The sequence below is a fragment of the Planktothrix mougeotii LEGE 06226 genome (genome assembly GCF_015207485.1).
Lineage (GTDB): Bacteria > Cyanobacteriota > Cyanobacteriia > Cyanobacteriales > Microcoleaceae > Planktothrix.
Window position 1 is genome coordinate 1 of the sequence record NZ_JADEWU010000086.1, and the last position, 22,925, is coordinate 22,925.

General features: G+C 38.3%; 18 protein-coding genes and 1 pseudogene. 10 read left to right on the forward strand and 9 right to left on the reverse strand.

Annotation, left to right across the window (positions count from 1 at the left end; translation table 11 throughout):
• The first annotated feature begins 484 nt into the window (after positions 1 to 484).
• Entirely contained in the window at positions 485 to 4,558 is a 4,074-nt protein-coding gene (locus tag IQ236_RS23630; protein ID WP_193871556.1) for a PAS domain-containing hybrid sensor histidine kinase/response regulator, read from the forward strand.
• An 86-nt stretch (positions 4,559 to 4,644) separates the two neighbouring features.
• Positions 4,645 to 5,922, forward strand: a complete 1,278-nt coding sequence (locus tag IQ236_RS23635; protein WP_193871557.1) for a sensor histidine kinase — start codon at positions 4,645 to 4,647, stop codon at positions 5,920 to 5,922.
• A gap of 29 nt (positions 5,923 to 5,951) precedes the next feature.
• On the opposite strand, the gene IQ236_RS23640 is transcribed toward IQ236_RS23635, so the two are convergent.
• The gene (locus IQ236_RS23640; protein ID WP_193871558.1) at positions 5,952 to 6,923 is read right to left on the reverse strand and encodes an NAD(P)H-dependent glycerol-3-phosphate dehydrogenase; all 972 of its coding nucleotides are present in this window, start codon (positions 6,921 to 6,923) and stop codon (positions 5,952 to 5,954) included.
• Positions 6,924 to 6,986: 63 nt separating this feature from the next.
• Positions 6,987 to 7,772 (reverse strand): HAD-IIB family hydrolase, encoded by a 786-nt coding sequence (locus tag IQ236_RS23645; RefSeq protein WP_228041821.1) that lies wholly within the window; start codon positions 7,770 to 7,772, stop codon positions 6,987 to 6,989.
• A 110-nt stretch (positions 7,773 to 7,882) separates the two neighbouring features.
• On the opposite strand from IQ236_RS23645, the gene IQ236_RS23650 reads away from it, so the two are divergent.
• Positions 7,883 to 8,500 (forward strand): LysE family translocator, encoded by a 618-nt coding sequence (locus IQ236_RS23650; protein WP_193871559.1) that lies wholly within the window; start codon positions 7,883 to 7,885, stop codon positions 8,498 to 8,500.
• An 83-nt stretch (positions 8,501 to 8,583) separates the two neighbouring features.
• Here the strand turns inward: IQ236_RS23650 and IQ236_RS23655 are convergent, their stop codons facing one another.
• The 4 genes from IQ236_RS23655 to IQ236_RS23670 all read right to left on the reverse strand — a co-directional run bounded on the left by IQ236_RS23655 (position 8,584) and on the right by IQ236_RS23670 (position 14,163).
• Positions 8,584 to 8,937: a slr1659 superfamily regulator gene (locus IQ236_RS23655; RefSeq protein WP_190515736.1), complete on the reverse strand. Its 354-nt coding sequence runs from the start codon at positions 8,935 to 8,937 to the stop codon at positions 8,584 to 8,586.
• A 38-nt stretch (positions 8,938 to 8,975) separates the two neighbouring features.
• Positions 8,976 to 9,569, reverse strand: coding sequence for a DUF6272 family protein (locus IQ236_RS23660; protein WP_193871560.1), 594 nt, complete (start codon positions 9,567 to 9,569; stop codon positions 8,976 to 8,978).
• 179 nt (positions 9,570 to 9,748) lie between these two features.
• Complete coding sequence (locus IQ236_RS23665; RefSeq protein WP_193871561.1) at positions 9,749 to 11,863, reverse strand: SpoIIE family protein phosphatase; 2,115 nt, start codon at positions 11,861 to 11,863, stop codon at positions 9,749 to 9,751.
• A 164-nt stretch (positions 11,864 to 12,027) separates the two neighbouring features.
• Positions 12,028 to 14,163, reverse strand: a complete 2,136-nt coding sequence (locus IQ236_RS23670) for a SpoIIE family protein phosphatase (RefSeq protein ID WP_193871562.1) — start codon at positions 14,161 to 14,163, stop codon at positions 12,028 to 12,030.
• A gap of 392 nt (positions 14,164 to 14,555) precedes the next feature.
• On the opposite strand from IQ236_RS23670, the gene IQ236_RS23675 reads away from it, so the two are divergent.
• The 7 genes and pseudogenes from IQ236_RS23675 to IQ236_RS23705 all read left to right on the forward strand — a co-directional run bounded on the left by IQ236_RS23675 (position 14,556) and on the right by IQ236_RS23705 (position 20,440).
• Positions 14,556 to 14,993, forward strand: a complete 438-nt coding sequence (locus tag IQ236_RS23675) for an RrF2 family transcriptional regulator (protein ID WP_193871563.1) — start codon at positions 14,556 to 14,558, stop codon at positions 14,991 to 14,993.
• A 59-nt stretch (positions 14,994 to 15,052) separates the two neighbouring features.
• A complete protein-coding gene (cysK, locus tag IQ236_RS23680; RefSeq protein ID WP_193871564.1) occupies positions 15,053 to 15,988 on the forward strand; it encodes a cysteine synthase A in 936 nt (311 codons plus the stop codon).
• 255 nt (positions 15,989 to 16,243) lie between these two features.
• The gene (locus IQ236_RS23685) at positions 16,244 to 17,224 is read left to right on the forward strand and encodes an FkbM family methyltransferase (protein WP_193871565.1); all 981 of its coding nucleotides are present in this window, start codon (positions 16,244 to 16,246) and stop codon (positions 17,222 to 17,224) included.
• Between the two features lie 55 nt (positions 17,225 to 17,279).
• Positions 17,280 to 17,540: pseudogene (locus tag IQ236_RS23690) on the forward strand (Uma2 family endonuclease); the annotation flags it as partial.
• A gap of 352 nt (positions 17,541 to 17,892) precedes the next feature.
• Positions 17,893 to 18,780: an indole-3-glycerol phosphate synthase TrpC gene (gene trpC / locus IQ236_RS23695; protein ID WP_193871566.1), complete on the forward strand. Its 888-nt coding sequence runs from the start codon at positions 17,893 to 17,895 to the stop codon at positions 18,778 to 18,780.
• Between the two features lie 139 nt (positions 18,781 to 18,919).
• Positions 18,920 to 19,174 carry a DUF5340 domain-containing protein gene (locus IQ236_RS23700; protein ID WP_190515751.1) on the forward strand — a complete coding sequence of 85 codons (255 nt, stop codon included), beginning with the start codon at positions 18,920 to 18,922 and terminating at the stop codon, positions 19,172 to 19,174.
• 111 nt (positions 19,175 to 19,285) lie between these two features.
• Entirely contained in the window at positions 19,286 to 20,440 is a 1,155-nt protein-coding gene (locus tag IQ236_RS23705) for a pyridoxal-phosphate-dependent aminotransferase family protein (RefSeq protein WP_193871567.1), read from the forward strand.
• A gap of 81 nt (positions 20,441 to 20,521) precedes the next feature.
• On the opposite strand, the gene IQ236_RS23710 is transcribed toward IQ236_RS23705, so the two are convergent.
• The 3 genes from IQ236_RS23710 to nblR form a co-directional block, all read right to left on the reverse strand.
• The gene (locus tag IQ236_RS23710; RefSeq protein WP_072720499.1) at positions 20,522 to 20,737 is read right to left on the reverse strand and encodes a DUF2949 domain-containing protein; all 216 of its coding nucleotides are present in this window, start codon (positions 20,735 to 20,737) and stop codon (positions 20,522 to 20,524) included.
• Positions 20,738 to 21,408: 671 nt separating this feature from the next.
• Entirely contained in the window at positions 21,409 to 22,002 is a 594-nt protein-coding gene (locus IQ236_RS23715) for a DUF192 domain-containing protein (protein ID WP_228041822.1), read from the reverse strand.
• A 124-nt stretch (positions 22,003 to 22,126) separates the two neighbouring features.
• Positions 22,127 to 22,822, reverse strand: a complete 696-nt coding sequence (gene nblR / locus IQ236_RS23720) for a response regulator transcription factor NblR (RefSeq protein ID WP_193871568.1) — start codon at positions 22,820 to 22,822, stop codon at positions 22,127 to 22,129.
• Positions 22,823 to 22,925: the final 103 nt, after the last annotated feature.

Consider the following 22,925-nt stretch of genomic DNA (forward strand, 5'->3'; position numbering starts at 1 on the left):
GGGGACAGGGGAATAGGGGATGAGTTGGCTGGATTTAGACCTGTCAAAGACTGAAACCCTTTCACTTCTGCGAAGCACGCTCGCTTGTCGAAGTGTTCCCTGTTCCCTTTGAACCCTATATGGGCGTGTTCAGGAGTAATAAACTAAAGTGGATATTGTCACCCCTTATCCTTGTTTGCTAATTTGTGTCTTTGATATCACAATTAAATTTGACAAAAATATAAATTTTAAAGATTTTATCAGGCAGTAAGTAACAATAAATTTTCGATGGCGTTGAGTTTGATCTTAATAATTTCCTTCTTAAGACAGATGTACTTTTAATCAATATTTTTTCATATTAGTAAAGATAGAATCACAGACAAAGTTATAAAAAACCTATAAGCTGTAGGTTTTTTCATCCATTAAGTGTTGCAAAAAAGCTGTTTTTTAAAAGATTCTTATTTTTTGAGTTGAAATCATTTTAATTTAAAAAAATTTTTAATGTATGGATACTTTTTACTGGGGGAATTCTGAAATCATAGGGCTGCTAAAGTTGGCAGATCATTTGCTCAATGTCTTTCAAGTCATTCTTTCCCTTCTGGTTATCAATTTAATTAGGAATCGCCAAAATTTACCGTTTCGAGGAACTTTTTTTTTATTGGGGACATTCCTGGTTTTAAACGGACTTCTCAATATTATTGATCATCAAACTATCACTGAGAATTTCCCTCTATTTTTATTAGGGATTAAAGTTTTTATCTTAGGAATGGCAACCTATGATTTTGTTTTGTTGTGTAAAATTTTTCCCCTGGCTTTAAAAATTCCTGATTTTCTGGAATTACAAGATATTAATCGACAATTAAATCATTGGCTTTTAGAACGTCAAAATGCCAAAGATAAATTACAACAAGAAAAAGACTTTCTCAGTGCTTTACTCGATCAGTTGTGTGAAGGAATTGTGGTTTGTGATACCTCTGGAAAACTGATTCTCTTTAACCAAGCCAGTCAAAATTTTCATGGACTTACAGAAACCGATATAAACCGGGAAAATTGGGCAGAATATTATAGTTTATATCAATCCGATGGACAAACCTTAATGTCTGCGGATGAAATTCCTTTATTTCGTGCTTTACAAGGAGAAATTGTTGAGAATGCCGAAATGGTCATTCATCCAGAAAACCAACAACCGCGAATTATTTTAGCCAATGGACAGGCTTTTTTTAATCCCCAAGGAGAAAAGTTAGGGGCTGTTGTTGCTATGTATGATATTACAGCACAAAAGCAAGCTCAAATCGCCCTAGAACAGGAAAAATCAACATTGGAAAAACGGGTCGATGAACGCACAAGTGAGTTACAAAAGACCATTGAACAATTACAAGTTGTCGTCCGGGAATATCATCAAATTGAAATGGCATTACGCCACAGTCAAACGCAGTTACAATTAATTTTAGAAAATACCCCAACCGTGATTTATGCCAAAGATAATCAAGGACGTTTTACCCTCGTTAATCGCAAATTTGAAACCTTATTTAACTGTTGCAGTAGTCAAGTTTTAAACCAAACTAATTTTGATGTATTTACCCCGGAAGCAGCCCAACAGTTAAACTTGATTGAACAACAGGTTTTAACGGAAGGAAAAGCCGTTAAATTAGAAGAAAAAATTCCCTGTGTTCATCAATATCGTACCTTTTTATCGATTAAATTTCCTTTATTAGGAAGCGATGGAACTCCCGATGGATTATGTAGTATTTCCACCGATATTACCGACCGCAAACGCATTGAAGAAAAACTGAGGTTATTTGAATCGGCGGTTAATCGGGCTAATGATGCCATTGTGATCACAGAAGCTGACCCTTTGACCCGACCAGGGCCTAAAATTATTTATGTTAATGAAGCCTTCACCCGTTTAACCGGATATAGTGCCGAAGAAATGATTGGTCAGAGTCCACGCTGTTTACAAGGGCCAGAAACCGATCTCGATCAATTGGCTCAAATTCGGGCAAGTTTAAAGAAATTAAAACCGGTACAAACAGAACTGATTAACTATCACAAAGATGGGTCAAAATATTGGGTAGAAATGAGTATTTCTCCGGTGACTAATTCCGAGCAAGAAATTACCCATTTTGTTTCGGTACAACGGGATGTTACCCATAAACGTTTATATGCCAATTCCTTACTCACAGAACGCAAACAAATGCAGCAAATTATCACCGATGCACCCTTTGCTGTTGCCATGTTAGATCGGGAATTTAGGTATATTGCCCATAGTCAACAATGGTTAAAAGATTATCATTTATCGGAAGAATCTTTAATTGGCTTAAGCCATCTCAATATTTTTCCCAATTTATCAGACTATTGGTTAAATATTTATCATCGAGCCTTTGCCGGAGAAGTGCTATCTTGTCCAGAAGATAAAATGAACTATCCCGATGGAACAGAAGGATATGTGCGTTGGGCGATTCATCCTTGGCATATTAATGAAACCGAAATTGGCGGGATTTTTATTTCCACTTACCCCATTGATGAGTTAGTTAAAGGCAGAGAATCTGCTTTAGAAACCGTTCGTCTGAAATCTCAATTTATTGCGAATATGAGCCATGAAATTCGCACGCCTATGAATGGGGTAATGGGGATGGCAGGATTGTTAATGAAAAGCGATCTAAGCCCAAAACAAAAAGATTTTGTCCGGGCTATTCGTACCAGTGCTAATCATCTGTTAACTATTATTAACGATATTTTAGATTTTTCTAAATTAGAAGCCAATGAAATGGTTTTAGAAGAATTAGACTTTAATTTAGAAGACTGTATAGAAACAATCTTAGATTTATTAGCAACCCAAGCAGAAGAAAAAAGCTTAGAATTAGCGGTTTTAATTGAACCCGATGTCTGTCGCCACCTCTGCGGAGATCCCAGCCGTTTAAAACAAGTGTTACTGAATTTAATCGGAAATGCCCTCAAATTTACCTCTGAAGGAGAAGTGGTTTTACAAGTCAAAGAAATACCAGCTTCTGATGATAAAATCAAATTGTACTTTAGCGTCAAAGATACCGGAATTGGCATTCCCCCAGAAGGTCATAAGAGATTATTTGAAGCCTTTTCTCAAGTCGATGCTTCGACAACGCGACAATTTGGAGGGACGGGTTTAGGTTTAGTGATTTGTAAACAATTAGTAACTTTAATGGGAGGTGAAATTGGAGTAGAAAGTCAACCCGGACAAGGCTCAACCTTCTGGTTTACCGTTCAATTTAAACCCCCAGTTATTCGAGAAAAATCGGATTTACCTAAAACCCTTTCCCATTTAAAATTATTAGTTGTAGACCCCAGTGCAACGGTGTGTCAATCCGTGCGAACCTTCGCCTGTTCCTGGGGAATGCAAGCTGATGAAGCCTACCATCCTGATCAAGCATTAGTACGGTTACGGTCGGCGGCACGATGTCGTCAACCCTATGATTTTGCTGTGTTTGATCAACAGTTAATTCTGAGTCGAGGAGAACGGTTTATAGAAGTGATTCAAAATGACCCCCGTTTGTTGACGACTAAGTTAATTTTAATGACTTCGATGAATCAATTGGCTGAGACGGAGGAATTATTAGAGTGGGGTTTCTCTAGTTATGTGATGAAACCTTTGCGGGCTTCTCGATTATTTGATGCCTTATTAACGGCGCTGGCTACGGAAATTGCTTGTCTGTTAGAAGAACGTCGATCTCAACCTTCCCCAGAGGAGTCATCTTTAGTTTCAACACCCCAATTTAATCTTAAAATTTTATTAGTTGAAGATCATCCGATTAATCAACAAGTGATTTTGAATCAGTTAAGTTTGTTAGGGTGTGAAGCGGATGTTGCAGATAATGGCGAACAAGCTTTAAAACGCTTAGAATCGACTCATTATGATGTCGTTTTTATGGACTGTCAAATGCCAATCTTAGATGGCTATGCCACAACTCAAGAACTCCGACGCCGAGAACGAGAAACACCGAATCAACATACGATTGTGATTGCGTTAACGGCCCATGCCTTACCCGTTGACCGCCAGAAATGTTTAGCGGTGGGTATGGATGACTATATTAGCAAACCCGTTGAACAGGAGGAATTAGAGGCGGTATTGCGCCATTGGAGCACTCAAAAGCAATGGGTTTGGACAGAAGTAACCCCACCCCAACTTCCTAAATCTCAAGTAGTTGTAGCTCAACCCCCTGAAGAGCAACCCTTGGTGTCTGAGAATAATCAAACTGAAGATCAAAGTTTAATTCCTTTTGATTTAAAACGATTACAAACTATTTCACGGGGTAAACTAGAGTTTCAACAAAAACTTTTACAACTGTTTATTGATAATGCCAAAATTGATTTAAAAATGATTCGAGAAGCCCTCCTCATCGAAGATTATGAAACCTTGGTGACTTGTGCCCATCGTTTAAAAGGTTCGAGTGGAAATGTAGGAATGCGAAATTTTCCGGCTTTAGCGTCTAATTTAGAACAAAAAGCCCGTCAAAAGACCTTAGAAGGTTGCCAGGAATTAGTTAATACAATGGAAGCCCAATTAACAGAGGCGATCGCCTTTATCCAAACCCATCTTTCCTAAAGTTATTCCTGGTTAAACGTCTGAGATTGCCTTTCTTTCTTACCGAAATCAATTGAAACGCTCTATCCCATTTTTACTTCTGATTTATGGCACAGATTTTGGTCGCAGATGATGATATTACTACGCAATTGATTCTGCAACACGCCCTAGAAGAACAAGGACATCAAGTGTATACGGCTGAGGATGGAGAAATCGCCCTGGGTTTAGCTCAGAAATACCATCCGAATTTAGTCATTTGTGATTGGATGATGCCTAAAGTTGATGGGTTAGAAGTGTGCAAAACGTTGAAAGCTGATCCGGATCTGAGTTCTGCCTTTTTTATTTTATTGACGGCTAAAGAAAATAGTATAGATCGCATTACGGGGTTAGATTCAGGGGCTGATGATTTTATTTCTAAACCCATTGAAATTGATGAAATTTTAGCGCGAGTTCGATCAGGATTAAGAATTCAAAATTTGAATCAAGCGTTGTTAAAAACCAATCAACAGTTAAGTCAAGCGTTATCGAATTTACAACAGGCTCAAGTTCAATTAGTTCAGCATGAAAAAATGTTGAGTTTAGTTCAGTTTGTGGCGGGAATTGCCCATGAAATTAATAATCCGGTCACGTTTATTCGGGGAAATCTGGATTATGTGGCTGAATATACTCACAATTTGTTAGAGGTGGTTCATCTGTATCAAAAAGTTTATCCTCAGCCTCAACCGGAAATTAAGACGAAACTGAAAGAGATGGAGGTTGAGTATATTATGGATGATTTACCTCAAGTTTTGAAGTCGATGGAACAGGGAACCGAACGAATTAGCAATATTATTCAATCTTTGAGAAACTTTTCCCGGTTGGATGAATCGGAGAAAAAATTAGCTAATATTCATGAAGGAATTGATAATACTTTATTGATTTTGCAAAGTCGTCTAAATCAAAACCCCAAACATCCGATTCAAGTGATTAAATTATATGGGAAAATACCGCCGATTATTTGTTATCCTAGTCACTTAAATCAGGTGTTTATGAATTTATTAAATAATGCCATTGATGCGATCGCCCAACACCAAAAACAACATCCTTTTCTGGAACCGAAAATTTGGATTAAAACGGAAACCTGTGTCTCTTCTAATCCTCATCAAAGTTTAACGCAGGCGATTAGAATTCGGATTCAAGATAATGGCATCGGAATTCCAAAAGAAATTCGTCCCCAAATTGTTGATCCCTTTTTTACAACAAAACCCGTCGGTTCAGGAACCGGATTAGGTCTGAGTATTGCCTATCAAATTGTAGTTGAAAAACACGGGGGAACCTTTAAATTTCATTCGGAAGTGGGGAAAGGAACCGAGTTTATTTTGGAAATTCCGGCTCTTCAATCTTGACTGTTTACTCAATTCCGCTTCCTAATTTTCTAGCGATCATAAAATTCCGGTTTTAAATCCCGTTCCATTAAAGCTTCAACCGCTTTTTGAGGGGTGATTTGATGATTTAAAAGCTGATAAACTTGCCAGGAAATCGGCACAGGAATCCGTTCTCGATGGGCAATTTCAATTAAAACATTAGTAGTATTGACTCCTTCTGCGGTACTTCCTAATTCAGTTAAAACTTGTTCTAAAGATTTACCTTCAGCTAATCCATAGCCGACGCGATAATTACGGCTTAAAGCACTATTACAAGTGGTTAACATATCGCCTAAACCGGATAACCCAAAAAACGTTTCTGTTTTTCCCCCTAAATGGGTTCCAATTCTAATAATTTCGGTTAAAGCACGAGTTAGTAATGCGGATTTAGCATTCGTTCCTAACTTTAATCCATCACAAACTCCCGCCGCGATCGCAATTACATTTTTTAAGGTTCCTCCTAATTCTGTTCCCATGGGATCGGAACTGGTATACACCCGAAATCGATTAGAAGCAAACACCATTTGGACAATCTTTGCCGCTTCTAAATTTTCACTGGCTACCACCGTGGCGGCGGGTAAACCTTGTTCAATTTCAGCCGATAAATTTGGCCCCGATAAAACAACAATTGGGTGTTGAGGAAACCCAGTTTCCCACAGTTGAGACGGCGTGCGAGTGCTATCAGGATCTAAGCCTTTTGTGGCGGTAACAATGGGAATTTTTTCCGGTAATTTTAAAGTTTTAAGCTGTTGGGCAGTTACGGCTACTCCTCTCATGGAAATGGCAGAAACTAAGACATCAACGGCGTTAATACTTTCTTCTAAGGAATTCCCGAAACGGCGTGACCAAAGGTTAACTGTATGCCCATTATAACGGGCTAATTGTGCTAAGGCTGAACCCCAAGCTCCCGCACCTAAAATGGCTAATGTTAAGGGCTGATGAGGCACAGGGGGATGAGACAGGGAAGTAGAATCTTGGGTCATATAATGTTAGGAAATAGAAAACATTAGGGTTAAAAGACTAATTCACTTAAACTCAATCAAAGTTTAGAAAGTTTTTCCGTAATATTGAATTCCATCCCAAATTCCAGCGACTCCTGGAAATTCACTGTAATAAACATTCTTTAAATTTTTAATTTTTTCGACTAATTTTAATTCTGAGTTTCCTACAGCAATACTTTTTAGTCCGGTTTCAAATAAGGGTAAATCGTTCAAGGAATCTCCTGATGTAATCACTTGTTGGGGATGCACCTTTAATACATCCATTAATTTAAGTAAGGTTGAACCTTTGGCAACACCGGGGGGTAAAATATCTAAATATTTATCCGCAGAGGTAATACATTGAAATCCCGCATCGTGAATTTTTTTAACAATTCGTTCTTGATTTTCATCGGGTTTATAATAATAAGAAACTCGATATTCGGCAAAAATGGGTTGTAAAGTTAATCCAGGTTCATCCGTTAAAAGTTGGTGAGCAAATTCGCTGGCATTTCCCCAAAGATCCGCAATCCAATTTTGCACTTCTGCTACAGGAGTTAAGCTTTTTCCTTCATAAACCGTTGTGCCCACATCTCCAATCAAATAATCGGGTCGTGGCATCTTTATCTTGTTTTCATCATATAAACGTAGGGTGAATTCTAAACTTCGACCCGTGACAAAGATTAATAATAAGCGATGGCGGTTTTCCTCCAAATAGTCATAAAATTTTTGTCTTTCCTCTGGAGAACCCCCTAAAAATGTACCATCTAAATCCGTTGCTAAAACTAAAGTGTTATTCTGAATCATGGTTTGGTTTTGAGTGACTTTTAACTTTTCTATTTCATCATAAAACATCGAGACAACAGTAAGCCCTAAAATGCTTAAAAGCTTAGTACACCCTTAAGGGCTGAACACCTCCCTACAGTGGTAGGCTTTAAAAGGTTATTACAGTTTTGGAATTAATTATGGATATTCGGTTTTTAGTTAAGGGTTTAATCATTGGTTTTTCCATTGCGGCTCCTGTGGGGCCCATTGGGATTTTATGTATTCGTCGTTCCTTATCCGATGGACATTGGGTAGGATTTTTTACGGGGTTAGGCGCGGCTAGTGCGGATGCTTTCTATGGGTTTATTGCGGGATTTGGATTAACCATCATCTCTAATATTTTAGTCAGTCAACAAATAATTTTAAAATTAATAGGGGGCTTATTTTTATGTTATTTAGGCTTAAAAACAGCCTTGGCAAAACCAGCCCAAGATGCCGCAAATCCATCAGGAAAAGTGGTGAGTGCCTATGCTTCCACCTTTTTCCTAACGGTGACAAATCCCATGACAATTTTATCTTTTGTTGCTATTTTTGCCGGATTAGGCTTGGGAAGCAGCAATAATTATGGAGATGCTGGGATCTTGGTTTTAGGAGTGTTTTTAGGGTCAGCATTCTGGTGGTTGATCTTAGTCAGTGGGGTCAGTTTATTCCGCGATAAAATCAGTTCGGATACCCTGCAATGGGTAAACCGGATGTCAGGAATTCTGATTTTTGGGTTTGGGTTAGGAGCATTATTCAGCTTAGTAATAGGGGATTAAAAGTTATTAATTCTAACATTCATTTTGTTAAAACAATCAATATTGAGCGAAACCTAGTTATTCGCTTGACTTAAAATTGAAAATTATTCAACATTCAACTCCAAACTGGGTAAAAACTTTTTTAAGTTTTGCAAAGATTTATCTTGCCATGCCACTTCTTTAGAGCCTAAAATAACTAATTGAATTTGAGGTTTTTTCCGCAATCCCATGACAAATTTTGATAACAAACTAATTCCAGAACTATTTAAAAACGATAAATTTCTTAAATCTAAGGTCATCAATGGAGGTTCCGTTGCTGTAACTTGTTCTAATAATTTTTTAATCGGTTCATATTCCACTGGCCCCCCTAAACTCAATTCTCCTTGAAAACAAATCATCACAGATTCAGGATCATATTGAACAATATGGTCTTCACCTTTAATTTCCTGTACTACCATTGTTGCTACCTCTCTCTAGCTTTGAAAATAACTCAATTTTACACGGTTACTTGAGCCATCGTTGTTACTAAAATAATTTTGGGTTGTTCGGAAATGTGTTCAAATTTCCAACCCAGTTGAGCTTGATAATCATTGATCATCGTTAATAAGCCTAAACCTGAAGCATTATTATTTTCATCCTCTACACTTTGTTCAACTTGACGAATATATAACTCATTGGGATCTTCGGTGAGTAATTCTTGAATAAAGGATTGAAACTTTTCCGTTCCTTCTGCGGTAATTGAATTGGTCGCAAAAATAGCAGCCGTTACCGTTTGGCTTTCTTCAATAAAATGGATTCCAAATCTAATTTTAGATTTTACCTTTTCATTATTAAATTTCATGGCATTTTCTAACAATTCATTTGCCACATAACTAACGGCTCCTTTCCCCTGTTTAATCCGTTTTTCTCGACTGGGGTTATCCGCATCTAAGGGTAAAAAAGTTGAAAAATAATCTGCTACAAAATGAGCCGATAAAAGATTATTTCGCCAGCGTTGTTTAATCGGTCGGGATGTTGGCGTGAATGTCAACTCCAAAGAATCATGATCAGGAGGAAATTGATGTAAAAACTCTCCAAAAATTTGCGCCATAATCACTTGACCTGGGGGAAAATCACTGGGTTATTCAATAATAGCCTTTATATTTTAGGCTAATTCTGTTCAAAAATCACAAAATTAACAAAATCTTAACTCAACGGTACAAAATTATCAAATTTTTTTTGATCCAATCTCTGATGTATTTTGTTCGTATCAATCTGAATCTCCCTCCCCTAGCGTTGTTTTAAAATTAATAGGGTAATATCATCAAACTGTTTTTGATGTCCCCTGAATGCCTTAATATCAGAAATCACCGCTTCCTTAATCTCCTCAGCTTGATCATGCCAATTTTCACTGATAACTTTACACAGTCTTTCCAAGCTATATTGGGATTTTTGCATATTTCTAGCTTCTGTAATTCCATCAGTATAAAGCACAATAAAATCTCCTCCCTTTAATTCGACCTCAATTTGATTAATAAATTCCGAAATATCTTCATCTAAACCAATGGGTAAACCTAAATCAATGGTATCAATTCGCTCAACGTTTCCTCCTTGACGGACAATTAAGATTTCCTCATGTTGGCCACTAATGTTTAAATGACCATTCTGATAATTTAAAATTGCTAAGGTCAGATTTTTATCAGAATTCATTCGTTGAACATTTCGATAAATGGCTCGATTCAAAATATTTAAAAACCGAACTGGATCAGACTCTTGAACTTCCTTAAGAATCCGAACAGCCGCTTGAGTCATCACCATTAAAATACCACTTTCTAAGCCATGACCCGTCACATCTCCAATGCCAATCGTCACAACGCCATCAGTATATAAAATATCATAATAATCTCCTCCCATTTCATGGGCAGGTTCCATATATACTGCAATATCTAGCCCTTCAATTAAAGCTAATTCTTCTGCTTTAGGGAGAATCAATTGCTGCATTTGTCGCAACAAATCTAACTCCCCACTCATGCGAGAGTTATCGGCTTTTAATTGTTGATTTAACGCTAAAATTTTAGCATGGGCATCTGCTAATTCTGCTGTTCTTTCTATGACTTTTTGTTCTAAAGTTTCAAAAGAATCATGGATTTGATTTGCCATTTGATTAAAAGATTTACCCAATTCAGCAAGTTCAATAATGCGGGTGACTTTAACAGTTTGATCCAAATCTCCGGTTGTGATTTTCTGAGAAGCTCGATTTAATCGTAGAATGGGTTCAGTAATCCAACGAGCAATTAAAATCCCCATTGTTGTTGCGATCGCCAAAGCAATTAAACATAATAAAATCGTTTTTCGAGTATTCGCATCAATTTCTCCCATAAAATCTGACTCAGGAATAGTAATCACAATCAGCCAATTTAAGCCTAAGTGATCTTGCCAAGGAGTAACCCAGAGAAAATTTTTTTCACCGTTTAAGTTAAAACTTAAAGCTTGTTTTTTATGAATTTCACGGAGATTATTAAACCGTTGTATGAGATATTGACTCGACGCACGAATTAACGGATCACGGCTTTGAAACGCACTCAGTCGTTGAGAAGCTCCATCAACGTTTAAATAGGGTTTTTCAGAACTAGAACTAGCGACAATTAAACCATTGCGTTCCACAATAAAAATCTTACTAGAGGAACTAATATATAAATGCTTTAAAAAATTACTAATTTGAGTTAAAATTAAATCAATTGCAATCACACCGACTAATTTATTTTGTTGATTATAGATCGGATAACTCGAAGCAATCGAAATCACCTCCGGGCGATCATCCCATTGATAAATTTCAGTCCAAATCGGTTTACCTGCTGCGACCGCATTACTATACCATTCATCATCTTGATAAGGATATTTTTCAACGGCGAGAAGGGTTGTGGGATCACCATGATCATCTAAAGCATACCGTTTATAATAACCTTTATCTGTTGGGTTCATTAATTCCATATAGAGTGTGCCATCATCTTCTCGACCCACTCCTAAAAATAATCCATCTACAGTCCCTAAATTAAAATAACTGAGATAAGGATACACTTTCATCTGCTTCCAAAAATGGCGACGGATGCTGTCTAAATCTTGAAAATTTAGTAAACCCAACTGAACTAAATTAAAATTAACTTCATTAACTTGAGTCGGTGCTGTTAAATAATAATTTAACTGTTGAATAATCCGTTGACTGACCTCATTCTGAAGTTTATTCGCTAAATTATTAACAGATTTTTGTCCATTTTCAAAGGATAACCACCCTACTAATCCAACGGCGGTAAAAATTTGCAAGACAAAGGGAAAAATAAGAAGATTTCTCAGAGAAATATTTTTAAAGCTAGAATAAATCCCTTGATGGAAAAATTGATTTAACATGGACTTTATCCTCAAAGAGGAATTATAAGTAATCCGTTGTTGTGCTTTTGCACCCTCTCTTACATTAAAATACAACAACGAGTCTTTAACAAATACCCTATTCTTGACCGATATCCCGGACAGGATATTCAACTTAACAATTTCTCATTCTCTTTCTCCCCTTGTTATTTTTTTTTAATCACTAATAATGTCATATCATCAAATTGTTTTTCTTGACCCATAAATGACTGTACATCATCAATTACAGCATTTTTTATGACTTCTGCGGTTTGATGCCAGTTTTGACTAATAATGTTACAAAGTTGTTCCACTCCATAGAATTTTTTCCGGTTATTTTGGGCTTCGGTAATCCCATCAGTATACAAAACAACTCCATCCCCAGAATTTAAGACAATTAAAGTATGGCTAATAAATTGAGTAATATCTTCATCTAAGCCAATGGGTAGCCCTAAATCCATTGTATTAACTCGTTCAACATTACCGCTTTGACGAACAATTAAAATTTCCTCATGTTGCCCACTGATACTTAATAAACCTTCAGAATAATTTAAAATAGCTAAAGTTAGATTTTTATCAGAATTCATCCGTTGAACATTATAATAAATCATTCGATTTAAAGTATTTAAAAAGATAACGGTATCATGCTCCTGTACTTCTTTTAAGGTACGAACGGCTGCTTGAATCATCACCATTAAAATTCCGCTTTCTAACCCATGACCCGTAACATCTCCAATGCCAATCGTCACAATTCCATTCGTATATAAAATATCATAATAATCACCCCCCACTTCATCGGCAGGTTTCATATATCCGACGATTTCTAAGTCTTGAATTTCCGCTAATTCCTGGGGTTTGGGAAGAATTAATTGCTGCATTTCTCGGAGGATATCAAGTTCTGCACTCATGCGTAAATTTTCGGCTTTGAGTCGCACATTTAAGGAACTAATTTCTTGATTCGCTTCGGCTAATTGTTGGGTACGCTCTTCGACTTTTTCTTCTAAGATATCAAAGGATTCTTTCAATTGTTCAGCCATCGAATTAAAAGAATTTGCCAAGGTTTCTAATTCTTGAATTCCTGTAATTTCCAGATTTTGAGTTAATTCTCCTTCTGCTAGTTTATGGGAAGCTCGATTAATTTTCAAAATAGGTTTTGTAATCCAACGGGCCGTTAAAAGTCCCATTCCTGTAGCGACTCCCAAGGCGATTAAACATAACCCAATCGTCATGCGATTATTTTGTTGAATTCGTGCCATAAAATCGGCTTCAGGAACAACAACCACCACTAACCAATCGATGCCTTTTCCATCTCGAATGGGTAAAATTTGAGCATAATACCAACTCCCCTTTTGCTGAAATTTAACTTGTTCATTATTTTGAATTGCCTTAAAACTACCAAACCGTTTTAAAAAAGCATTAGCCGTATTCTGAATGGTAGAATCTGTACTTTGAATGGCAAGAATTCGTTCAATGATAGCCTCTTCTCCTTGCCATTCAAGTTTAAAAGGTTTTTCAATTTTAGAACTAACCACTAACTCCCCCGAACGTTCAATAATAAAACTTTGTCCACGAGGACTAATATAAAGATGTTTTAAAAATTCTGTAATTCTTAATAAGGTAATATTAATACATAAAACGCCCTGTAAGTTTTGCTCTGGATCAAATACGGGCCAAACCGCCGACATTCCTAAAGCCGTGTCTGTATTTCGACGAGAAAAGAAGGGGTAAATAGAAGTCCAAACTGGTTTTTGAGCTTGTTTTGCTTGTTGATACCAAGGACGTTGACGGGGATCATATTCAGCTTGTTTTAACAATTTAACCCGGTTTCCCTGTTGATCTAAAAGGTAAACATCACGGATGGGTTCAGTGTCAATGGTGCGAATTTTGAGTTGAATTTCACTATTTTCTAAATGTTCAACGCCGACAAATTCTCCCTGTTCATTTCCATATAAAAAATAACTTTCTAAATCTCCTTCTAAGACGACTTGAAAAAAATATTGCTTTAATCCTTCAATATCATTCAAATTAAATGTTCCAGCTTCTACACTATCATGGGTAACGCGCAAAACTTGAAAGGATTTATTAAAATAGTTTAAGACATGATTTTCAATCCGAACACTGACACTTTGAATTAACTGTTGTGCTAAATCCTCAACCGCTTGTTGACCATTTTTAAAGGAAAAATAACCGACTAATCCGACGGCGGCTGTAATTTGTAAGATAAAGGGAAAAACCAAAGCGGTTTTTAATCGAATTCTCCGTAAAGGTTGAAACCCCGAACGGATTTTTAAGAAAGAGTTCATACCCTGTGTCTAATGTCAGGTGTCGAGGGTTAGGTTTTAGATTGGGAAAAAAGACGCCAATCGTTAACAGTAAACTATCAAAAAATAGCCGTTAACATTTCTAATTTTAATAACAGAGGTCAAATAAGTCAAGGACTTGAGGCAAGGCGGTTAGGGAGAAAATTCAGATAAACCTTATATTAAAAATTTTCTTAAAAAGAATAATTTCATATAAGATATGAAACTTATTAATTGTTATTGATTGATCCCAAAACCCGATAAATTCGTTGCGTTTTGAGATCAAACCGGGAACAGCTTAACAGGGAGCTACATATTTTCCGTTTAATTCCTGTATTCCGAGAGGAAAACTGGAGTATACTAAAAAAGTGAAACTGTTGTGAATATATTTCTGCGTGGAACTCTCCTGTAAAAGTCAGTATGCCCTTCTCGCCCTGATCGAATTGGCAACTCACTATGATGATCCTGAACCCAGGCAGGTTCGCCAAATTGCAGCCCGGCATAATATTCCTGATCGCTATCTCGAACAATTGCTGGCAACCTTGCGGCGCTGTGGTATTGTTCGCAGTCAACGAGGTTCCAAAGGAGGCTATTATCTGGCCAAGGAACCGGGGAAAATTACTCTATTTGATGTGGTCAACTGCTTAGAAGGAACAGATCCCGAAGCAGCCCCTCAAAATTCTTGCCTCAATACCGTTGAAAGTGCAATCATTTGGGAATTTTGGCAAGAAGCAGAGCAAATGGCTAACTCTGTGTTACAGAAATACACCTTAAAAGACTTGTGTGAACAAAGAGATGCCCGACAACAGAAGGATATTATGTATTACATCTGAAGGGTTAGGTATGAGTTCCTCAGACTGCTTGTATCATTGTTCTTTATTCGAGTCTCAATATGCGTATCGCTCATAACATTACTGAATTAGTCGGTCACACTCCTTTAGTCCAACTGAACCGCATTCCCAAGGCGGAAGGATGTGTGGCTCAAATTGTTGTGAAATTAGAAGGGATGAACCCCGCCTCTTCCGTCAAAGATCGAATTGGGGTGAATATGATTAATGTCGCGGAAAAAGAAGGAGTGATCACCCCTGGTAAAACCGTATTAGTGGAACCTACCTCCGGGAATACCGGAATTGCCCTGGCCATGGTCGCCGCAGCTAGAGGCTATCGTTTAATTTTAACGATGCCGGAAACCATGAGTTCAGAACGTCGGGCCATGTTAAAGGCCTATGGGGCAGAACTCGAACTGACTCCCGGTATTGAAGGGATGAGTGGTTGTATTAGAAGGGCTCAGGAAATTGTGGATACCCTGCCCGATGCCTATATGTTGCAACAATTCCGCAACCCAGCTAACCCCCAAATTCACCGCAAAACAACGGCTGAGGAAATTTGGGTCGATACCGATGGTTGTGTGGATATTCTCATTTCTGGGGTGGGAACCGGAGGTACATTAACCGGAGTCGCCGAAGTCCTCAAACAACGTAAACCGAATTTTCAAGCCATTGCAGTAGAACCCGCCAATAGTCCAATTTTATCCGGGGGTAAACCAGGGCCCCATAAAATTCAAGGTATTGGGGCTGGGTTCATTCCTCCCGTTTTGAATGTTGATCTCATCGATGAAGTGATTCAAGTTCGAGATGAGGATGCCATGATTTTTGGCCGTCGCATGGCGCGAGAAGAAGGCATTTTATCAGGAATTTCCACCGGGGCGGCGTTATATGCTGCCATTGAAGTTGGTAAACGCCCTGAAAATAAAGGCAAACTGATTGTGATGATTCAACCCAGTTTCGGCGAACGTTACCTGAGTACACCTTTATTTCAAGAAGGTTGAGTGTTGTCAGTTGTAGGGGTGGGGTTACCCCGCCCGTACTCAGTGATAAGTCGTTAGACGTGCTTGGGGCTTACGGCATCAACTCCCCCAAGTGCGTCTTTACAGATGTTAACCATTCCCCCTCTTCCCTCTTCTCCTCTCCCCCTACTTCCCCCCTACGGGGACAGGGTTTCCCTACCCAAATTTAAACAGGTGAAAAGAGGGTTGGGAGGGACACCCCCCCTACAGGTTTTGAGCACAAATGATTTTTATCTTATGTCTATCTTTGTTAAATCTTTAAAACAATCGGGTTATTTAGATCAGATTGACCTAACTTTATGTATTGTAGGTTCGCGTCAGGTTCAAGAATTTATTGATATTGATTATTCCCATCAAGGATGGGAAATTTTTGCCCCTGGTTTAACCATTTATGGTTTTGATGCGGATGAAAAAGCTTGTCAAGACCGCAATCAACAATTAGCACAAAAAAAGATAAACTGGACAGAAACCCATATTCCTTTAGCGGTTTGGAATACGTCAGGAACTCAAACTTTATATCAAACCAAACATCCAGAATGTAGTTCCTTATATCCTCCCAATGAATTAGTGATTAATCGTTTAGATGAATATGCTGAACGTCATAAATTAATCTCTACAACTTCTGTAAAAACCACAACCCTAGATGAGTTTTTTCAAGATAAAACCACATCAATTGATTTTCTTCAGTTGGATGTACAAGGCGGAGAATTAAACGTTTTAAAAGGGTGTTCTCAACTGTTAGAACATCAACTTTTAATGATATTAGTGGAAGTTTCATTTATAGAACTCTATAAAAATCAACCCTTATTTGCAGAAGTTGATATTTATCTCAGAAATCAAGGGTTTACCCTCCTCGACTTTGGAAAACGATGGAATGGTCGTCGTCAGGGAATTACATTGATGTCCCGCCAACACCCCGGACAATTAGTATGGACAGATGGGTTTTATGTTCGAGATTTAATTCGACCGGATCAAAATTTGGGTTTTAAAACCCCTGATAATATTCTAAAATTGGCTTGTATCGCTGATATTTTTATGTTCTATGATTATGCTTTAGAACTCTTAGGATATTTAACTTTAAATTATGGAGATAACCATCAATATCATTTAACGGATGTAATCATTAACAGTATTCAAGAGCATCCAGAAATAAAAAATCTTAATATAGAATCGATTCCTTTTATTTCTAAATTACTGAAAAAGAGTCATCCCTTTTGATGAATTTGATTAGTCTGAGGAACTAATTTTTTAAAAAATAACGCTATTAGATTAAGATTATTTTTGGTTTGACCCTGAAACCTTAGAATTCGCAGGATTTCATTTAGTGGATGGACAATACCAACCCCTTGAACCCAACTCTCAAGGATGGTTATGGAGTCAACAATTAGAATTATTTTTAGGAATTTATAACTCTCAATTGCGTTTTTTTAGTTCTGAAGGTAAACTTCTCCCGACTCCCGAAGAGTCAGCAACGGAAGCCGAAACTTTATTAGCAAAATATCGAGAACAATTTGGGGAGTTACCCCAAACTTAGAATAAAATTAAAGTATTTAATCTTATCAAAATGATGAATCCTAAAAAATAATTATATTCCAGCGTAGGGTGCGTAAGCAACGCGCACGCACCAAAAGGGAATCTCGCCCTAACAATCAATTTAGAATCCAAACAGTTGTACAATTGATTGAGACTGACTATAGCAAGTTCAAATAGATTGTATAATCATAATTTCAGGAGTATTAATTTTAAAAAATGGATAGATATTCCCCTGTCAGGGCGAGGAGACCTCGCCCCTACGATTTCGGTACTTTTTATATAAGATTTAAACTGACTAAATTAGGGTTATAATTTAAGACAGTCGAGTTAAACAATAAACCTCCTCAACTTCTATGGTCTCTATTCGTCGTCGTCCGCCTAATCCTGCGGTTGAAGTCTTAAACTTACGTTATCAGGTTGCTGTCCCTGGTGCTGAACCCCAGAATATTTTAGAAGAAATTGTTTGGTATAAAGAAAAAGAAATTACCGACTTAAGGGAACGTTTACCCCTAGAAAAATTAAAGCAAAAAGTCAATACTATTTCTGCACCTCGTAACTTTTTTCAAGCGTTAAAACAAAGTCAAACTCAACCTGCGGTCATCGCTGAAGTTAAAAAAGCCTCCCCTAGTAAAGGCGTAATTCGAGAAGATTTTGACCCCGTTGCGATCGCAAAATCCTATCAACAAGGTGGCGCAAGTTGTTTATCAGTTTTAACCGATCAAAAATTCTTTCAAGGGAGCTTTGAAAATTTAGCAAAAGTTCGGGCTGTTGTTGATTTACCCTTACTTTGTAAAGATTTTGTCATCTATCCTTATCAAATTTATTTAGCGCGATATCATGGAGCCGATGCGGTTTTACTCATTGCTGCGGTTCTCTCCGATCAAGATTTACAATATTTTCTCAAAATTGCAAAAGTATTAGGAATGACCGCTTTAATTGAAGTCCATACCCTCGAAGAATTAGATCGAGTTTTAAGCTTAGATGGCGTTAATTTAATCGGCATTAATAATCGCAATTTACAAGATTTTACCGTTGATTTACAAACCACTTGCCAATTGTTACAAACCCGACAATCGCAATTCCAATCCCGTGATATTTTAGTGGTGAGTGAATCAGGACTTCATACCCGTGAGGACCTCAATTTAGTCACCCAAGCCGGGGCGAGAGCCGTTTTGATTGGGGAATCTTTCATGAAGCAACCCGATCCAGGTGTTGCCTTAAATCAACTGATTACCTCTTAGTGTATTATAGGGAAACGGCAGTGAAATCCTGTTTCCCGAGTTGAATATTCTCATCCTGAGATAATTTTTAACCCCATTGAAGCCCTCGATCTTTCAATCGATCATGCAGTTTGGTTTACTGGAGATTTAGTTAAAGTTGATGGAACCGATTCCTCTTCCTGCTTATGTTCATTATGAACTGCTCCTGCAATTTCTAGAACGAAAAACGAGGTTTGCAGTCAAACGGAACTCTTCTCAATACGAGAAGGTTGATCAATTGATTATTACCTTACGGAAAGCCGTCGCCCTACACAAGCAATTAGAGCAAAGCTGTATTCAAGCAAATCTTCCCGTTGACTATCGCTGGTCTTTGAATGAAATTAATCCCGAACAGATTAATTTACCAGAGGGATAAAGGGTGGAAAAAAGAATTCATCAATTGAGAATTAAGTTGCAATTTTGAGGGAAAATATTTCCTTCTGTGACTTACACAAAACAGCGAACCCATAAAGAGTGAAAACAGACAATGGACGATAAATTAATGTTGATGATTCCGGGGCCAACCCCCGTTCCTGAACAGGCTTTATTAGCCCTGTCAAAACACCCCATCGGACACCGTAGTGGGGATTTTAGCAAAATCATGGAGGAAGTGACGGCGAACCTGAAATGGTTACACCAAACCCAAAATGATGTGCTGATTTTAACGGCCAGTGGCACTGGGGCGATGGAAGCCGGAATTATTAATTTCCTCAGTCGCGGGGAAAAGGTGTTATGCGGTTGTAATGGCAAATTTGGAGAACGTTGGGCCGAAGTCGCCACCGCCTACGGGTTAGAAGTCGATACCGTTACGGCTGAATGGGGACAACCCCTCGACCCCGAACAATTCCGGGCAAAATTAGAAGCAGATACCAACAAAGAAATTAAAGCCGTTATTATCACCCACAGCGAAACTTCAACGGGTGTAATTAACGATTTAGAAACCATTAATCGCCATGTTAAAGCTCATGGAGCATTAATGATTGTAGATGCCGTTACTAGCTTAGGCGCGGTGCATCTTCCCATCGATGAATGGGGGATTGATGTTGTTGCTTCCGGTTCCCAAAAAGGGTATATGATTCCCCCCGGTTTAGGGTTTGTTTCAGTGAGTGAGAAAGCTTGGGAAGCTTATAAAAATGCTAACCTTCCTCGCTACTATTTAGATTTGGGTTTATATCGCAAATCTGCTAAGAAAAATACCAATCCTTTTACCCCTCCGGTGAACTTGTTTTTTGCCTTACAAGTCACGTTACAAATGATGAAAAAAGAAGGGCTAGAGAATATTTTTGCCCGTCATCAACGGTTAACTAAAATTAGCCGGGAAGCCGTTAAAGCATTAGGATTATCGTTATTTGCAGCCGATGAATGTGCCAGTCCTGCCATTACGGCTGTTGCTCCTCCTGAAGGGTTAAATGCTGAAGATGTTCGGGCGGTTGTTAAGAAGAAATTCGATATTATTTTAGCCGGAGGACAGGATCACCTCAAGGGTAAAATTTTCCGTATTGGTCATTTAGGATTTGTTAGCGATCGCGATATTCTAACAGCAATTGCGGCGCTAGAAGCTGCGTTACGGGAACTCGGTTATGAAGGGTTTACTCCTGGTGCAGGAGTGGCTGCGGCGGCTCGTGTGTTAGCTGAATCTTAATTTAATATTGAGTCGGGTGGGCATAGCCCACCTTCTCGATACTTCTGGGAATTATTAAAATTAGCAATATCCCATCCTAAATTAGGCAGTTTCTAACCAGTCGAAGATTTTATCTAACTGTTCCAATGTGACTAAACCATATTGCCACAGGGTCATAGATAACGGACTAGCATCAGGATATTTATGTTGAGATTCCGCCGGATGATTGGCTCGTTCTGCCATCGCAATAGAGTCAGGAGAAAGCGATAAATCTTCTTGTAAAAAACGGATAAACCGAGAGTAATTGATTGGTGTCATTTTAACATTCACCTCCTAATATAAAATCCATCTTGGGATTAAAAAATTTTTTTGATAAACGAGGCTGATCGCCTTTTGTTATAAATTGAGATGTTTATAAAGTCTGAGTTTGCCAACTTCAGAACATTAATTTTGGGATGTTAAGTTGTCTGAAAACAATTGCAGTTTTATACAATTGTTCCCTCAGTTTTCTCCTCACACATCTACATTAGTTGCGATTAAAATTCCGCACAATTGAGCCCTAGCCACATTCTGTTCTGTCACAGGTTAGCTATCTCAAGGAATTACTAACCAGTAGAACAGGTGCAGCTATTAAAATTAATCTGTCTGCTGACAGAACAGTTTCCCTGTCAAACGAGAGAAATCACAGAACTCTAAACTTTAGAGTCACCGTGTCATCGTTATTAAACCCTACCTCGCTCACTGAAGCGAACTTGACTCAAGATTAGCCTTGACAACCGATCAAGATTGTCGTGGAACAATTTCCTGGGCTTGATGAGTGTTTCCTCACACCTAAGAAGAACGAATCAACTGTATAGGGTTCACTGCGGGTACGCTTAACAGTTGTTTGGAGTAGACAGGTTAGCAAATTTGTCTACTGTTGTGTAGACCTTAGCATTAAAGTTTTAACAAATTACATGAACTTTTGTAAAGTTTTTTAAACTTAAGGCTTATTGCTGAGAATCTACAACGGTGATCGCAATGCGATCGCCCACTTTAATCCCCAATTCTTGAGAACGTCCTCCCCGCAGTTCAATCACCTGATCCACCGCCACATCAGGGCCATAAGTGGGACAAGGTTCCTGCTGACAAGGGGGAGCATTGACCTGAACCGCTTTAACAACCCCATTGCGAAGAAAAATCATATCCAGAGGAATTTTGCAGTTTTTCATCCAAAATCCCACAACACGAGGTCGATCAAAGGGAAATAACATTCCCCGATCATCGGCTAAAGCGGTTCTATACATTAAGCCTAACGCTTGTTGCTGGGGGGTTTTAGCCACTTCAAGCCGAATCACTTCGCCCCCAATTTTCGCTTGAGCCGTAATGGGTAACATTTGACCCTGATTGTTTTGGGCTTGTGCAGGAACATCAAAAATAGTAGTTCCTAAACTCAAGAATTGTGCTGTTGAAACCGATGAAAACAGCGATGAACAGCTAACCCATAGGATACCAACTACTCCCAAGCCTATCGAGACTAAGGCTGGGGGAATAGAAGCCAAGATCAAACCCTGCTTAAATCCCACTAACAGTTGAATGTTCAACGTTCTCAAAAAATCCGTATCATCAGCGACAAAAGATTGTACAACATCTTAGGCAACTTTGGTATTTTTTTTGAGGGAACAGAGAATTACGAATTACGAATTACGAATTGTCAACGGTCAAAGGTCAACCATCTCTGAGGACATATCCAACGCCTCGAACCGTTTGTATCAGGCGTTTTTCCCCTTCGTCTTCAATTTTCAGGCGTAAATAACGAATATAAACTTCGATAACATTGGACTCTCCTAAAAAGTCATAACCCCAAACATTCTCTAAAATTTGTTCACGGGTTAAAACTTCGCGAGGATGTTCCATTAAATATTTGAGTAATTCATACTCCTTCATCGTCAGTTCAATCGTTCTACCATTGCGAAGTGCCCGACGAGTCGCTAAATCCAAGACTAACTCCCCAAACCGCAATTGTTCATTATTGCTAGTCGCAGGCTTCAAATACAGATTGACCAGTTCTAAAAAAGTCTCCGTCCGATAGGGTTTTAAACAATAGTCATCCGCTCCTGACTCCAAGCAAGCGATCCGATCTTCGATCGCATCTTTTGCCATTAATACTAACAAAGGTGTATGATTTCCCAAATCCCTTAAATGGCTACACAGAGACAGCCCTGACTCTCCCGCCAACAGTCGGTCAATCACAATTAATGCGGGTTGTAATTCTGTAGCCTGATGTAAACCAACTGTTCTATTACTAGCCACAATTGGATAATAACCCGCCTCTTCTAAATCCAGGCTAATTTGTTGAGCTAACAGTTCATCTGGCTCAATCACTAAAATCGATGGATGATGATCTAACCCCAACTTACTCATTGATTTATTGATTGTTGATGGTTAATTGTTGACAGTTGGCTATTAACCGTTGGCTGTTCAAAGTTAGCGACCTAATGTAGGCATAGCACTCCTCCCCTTGTCC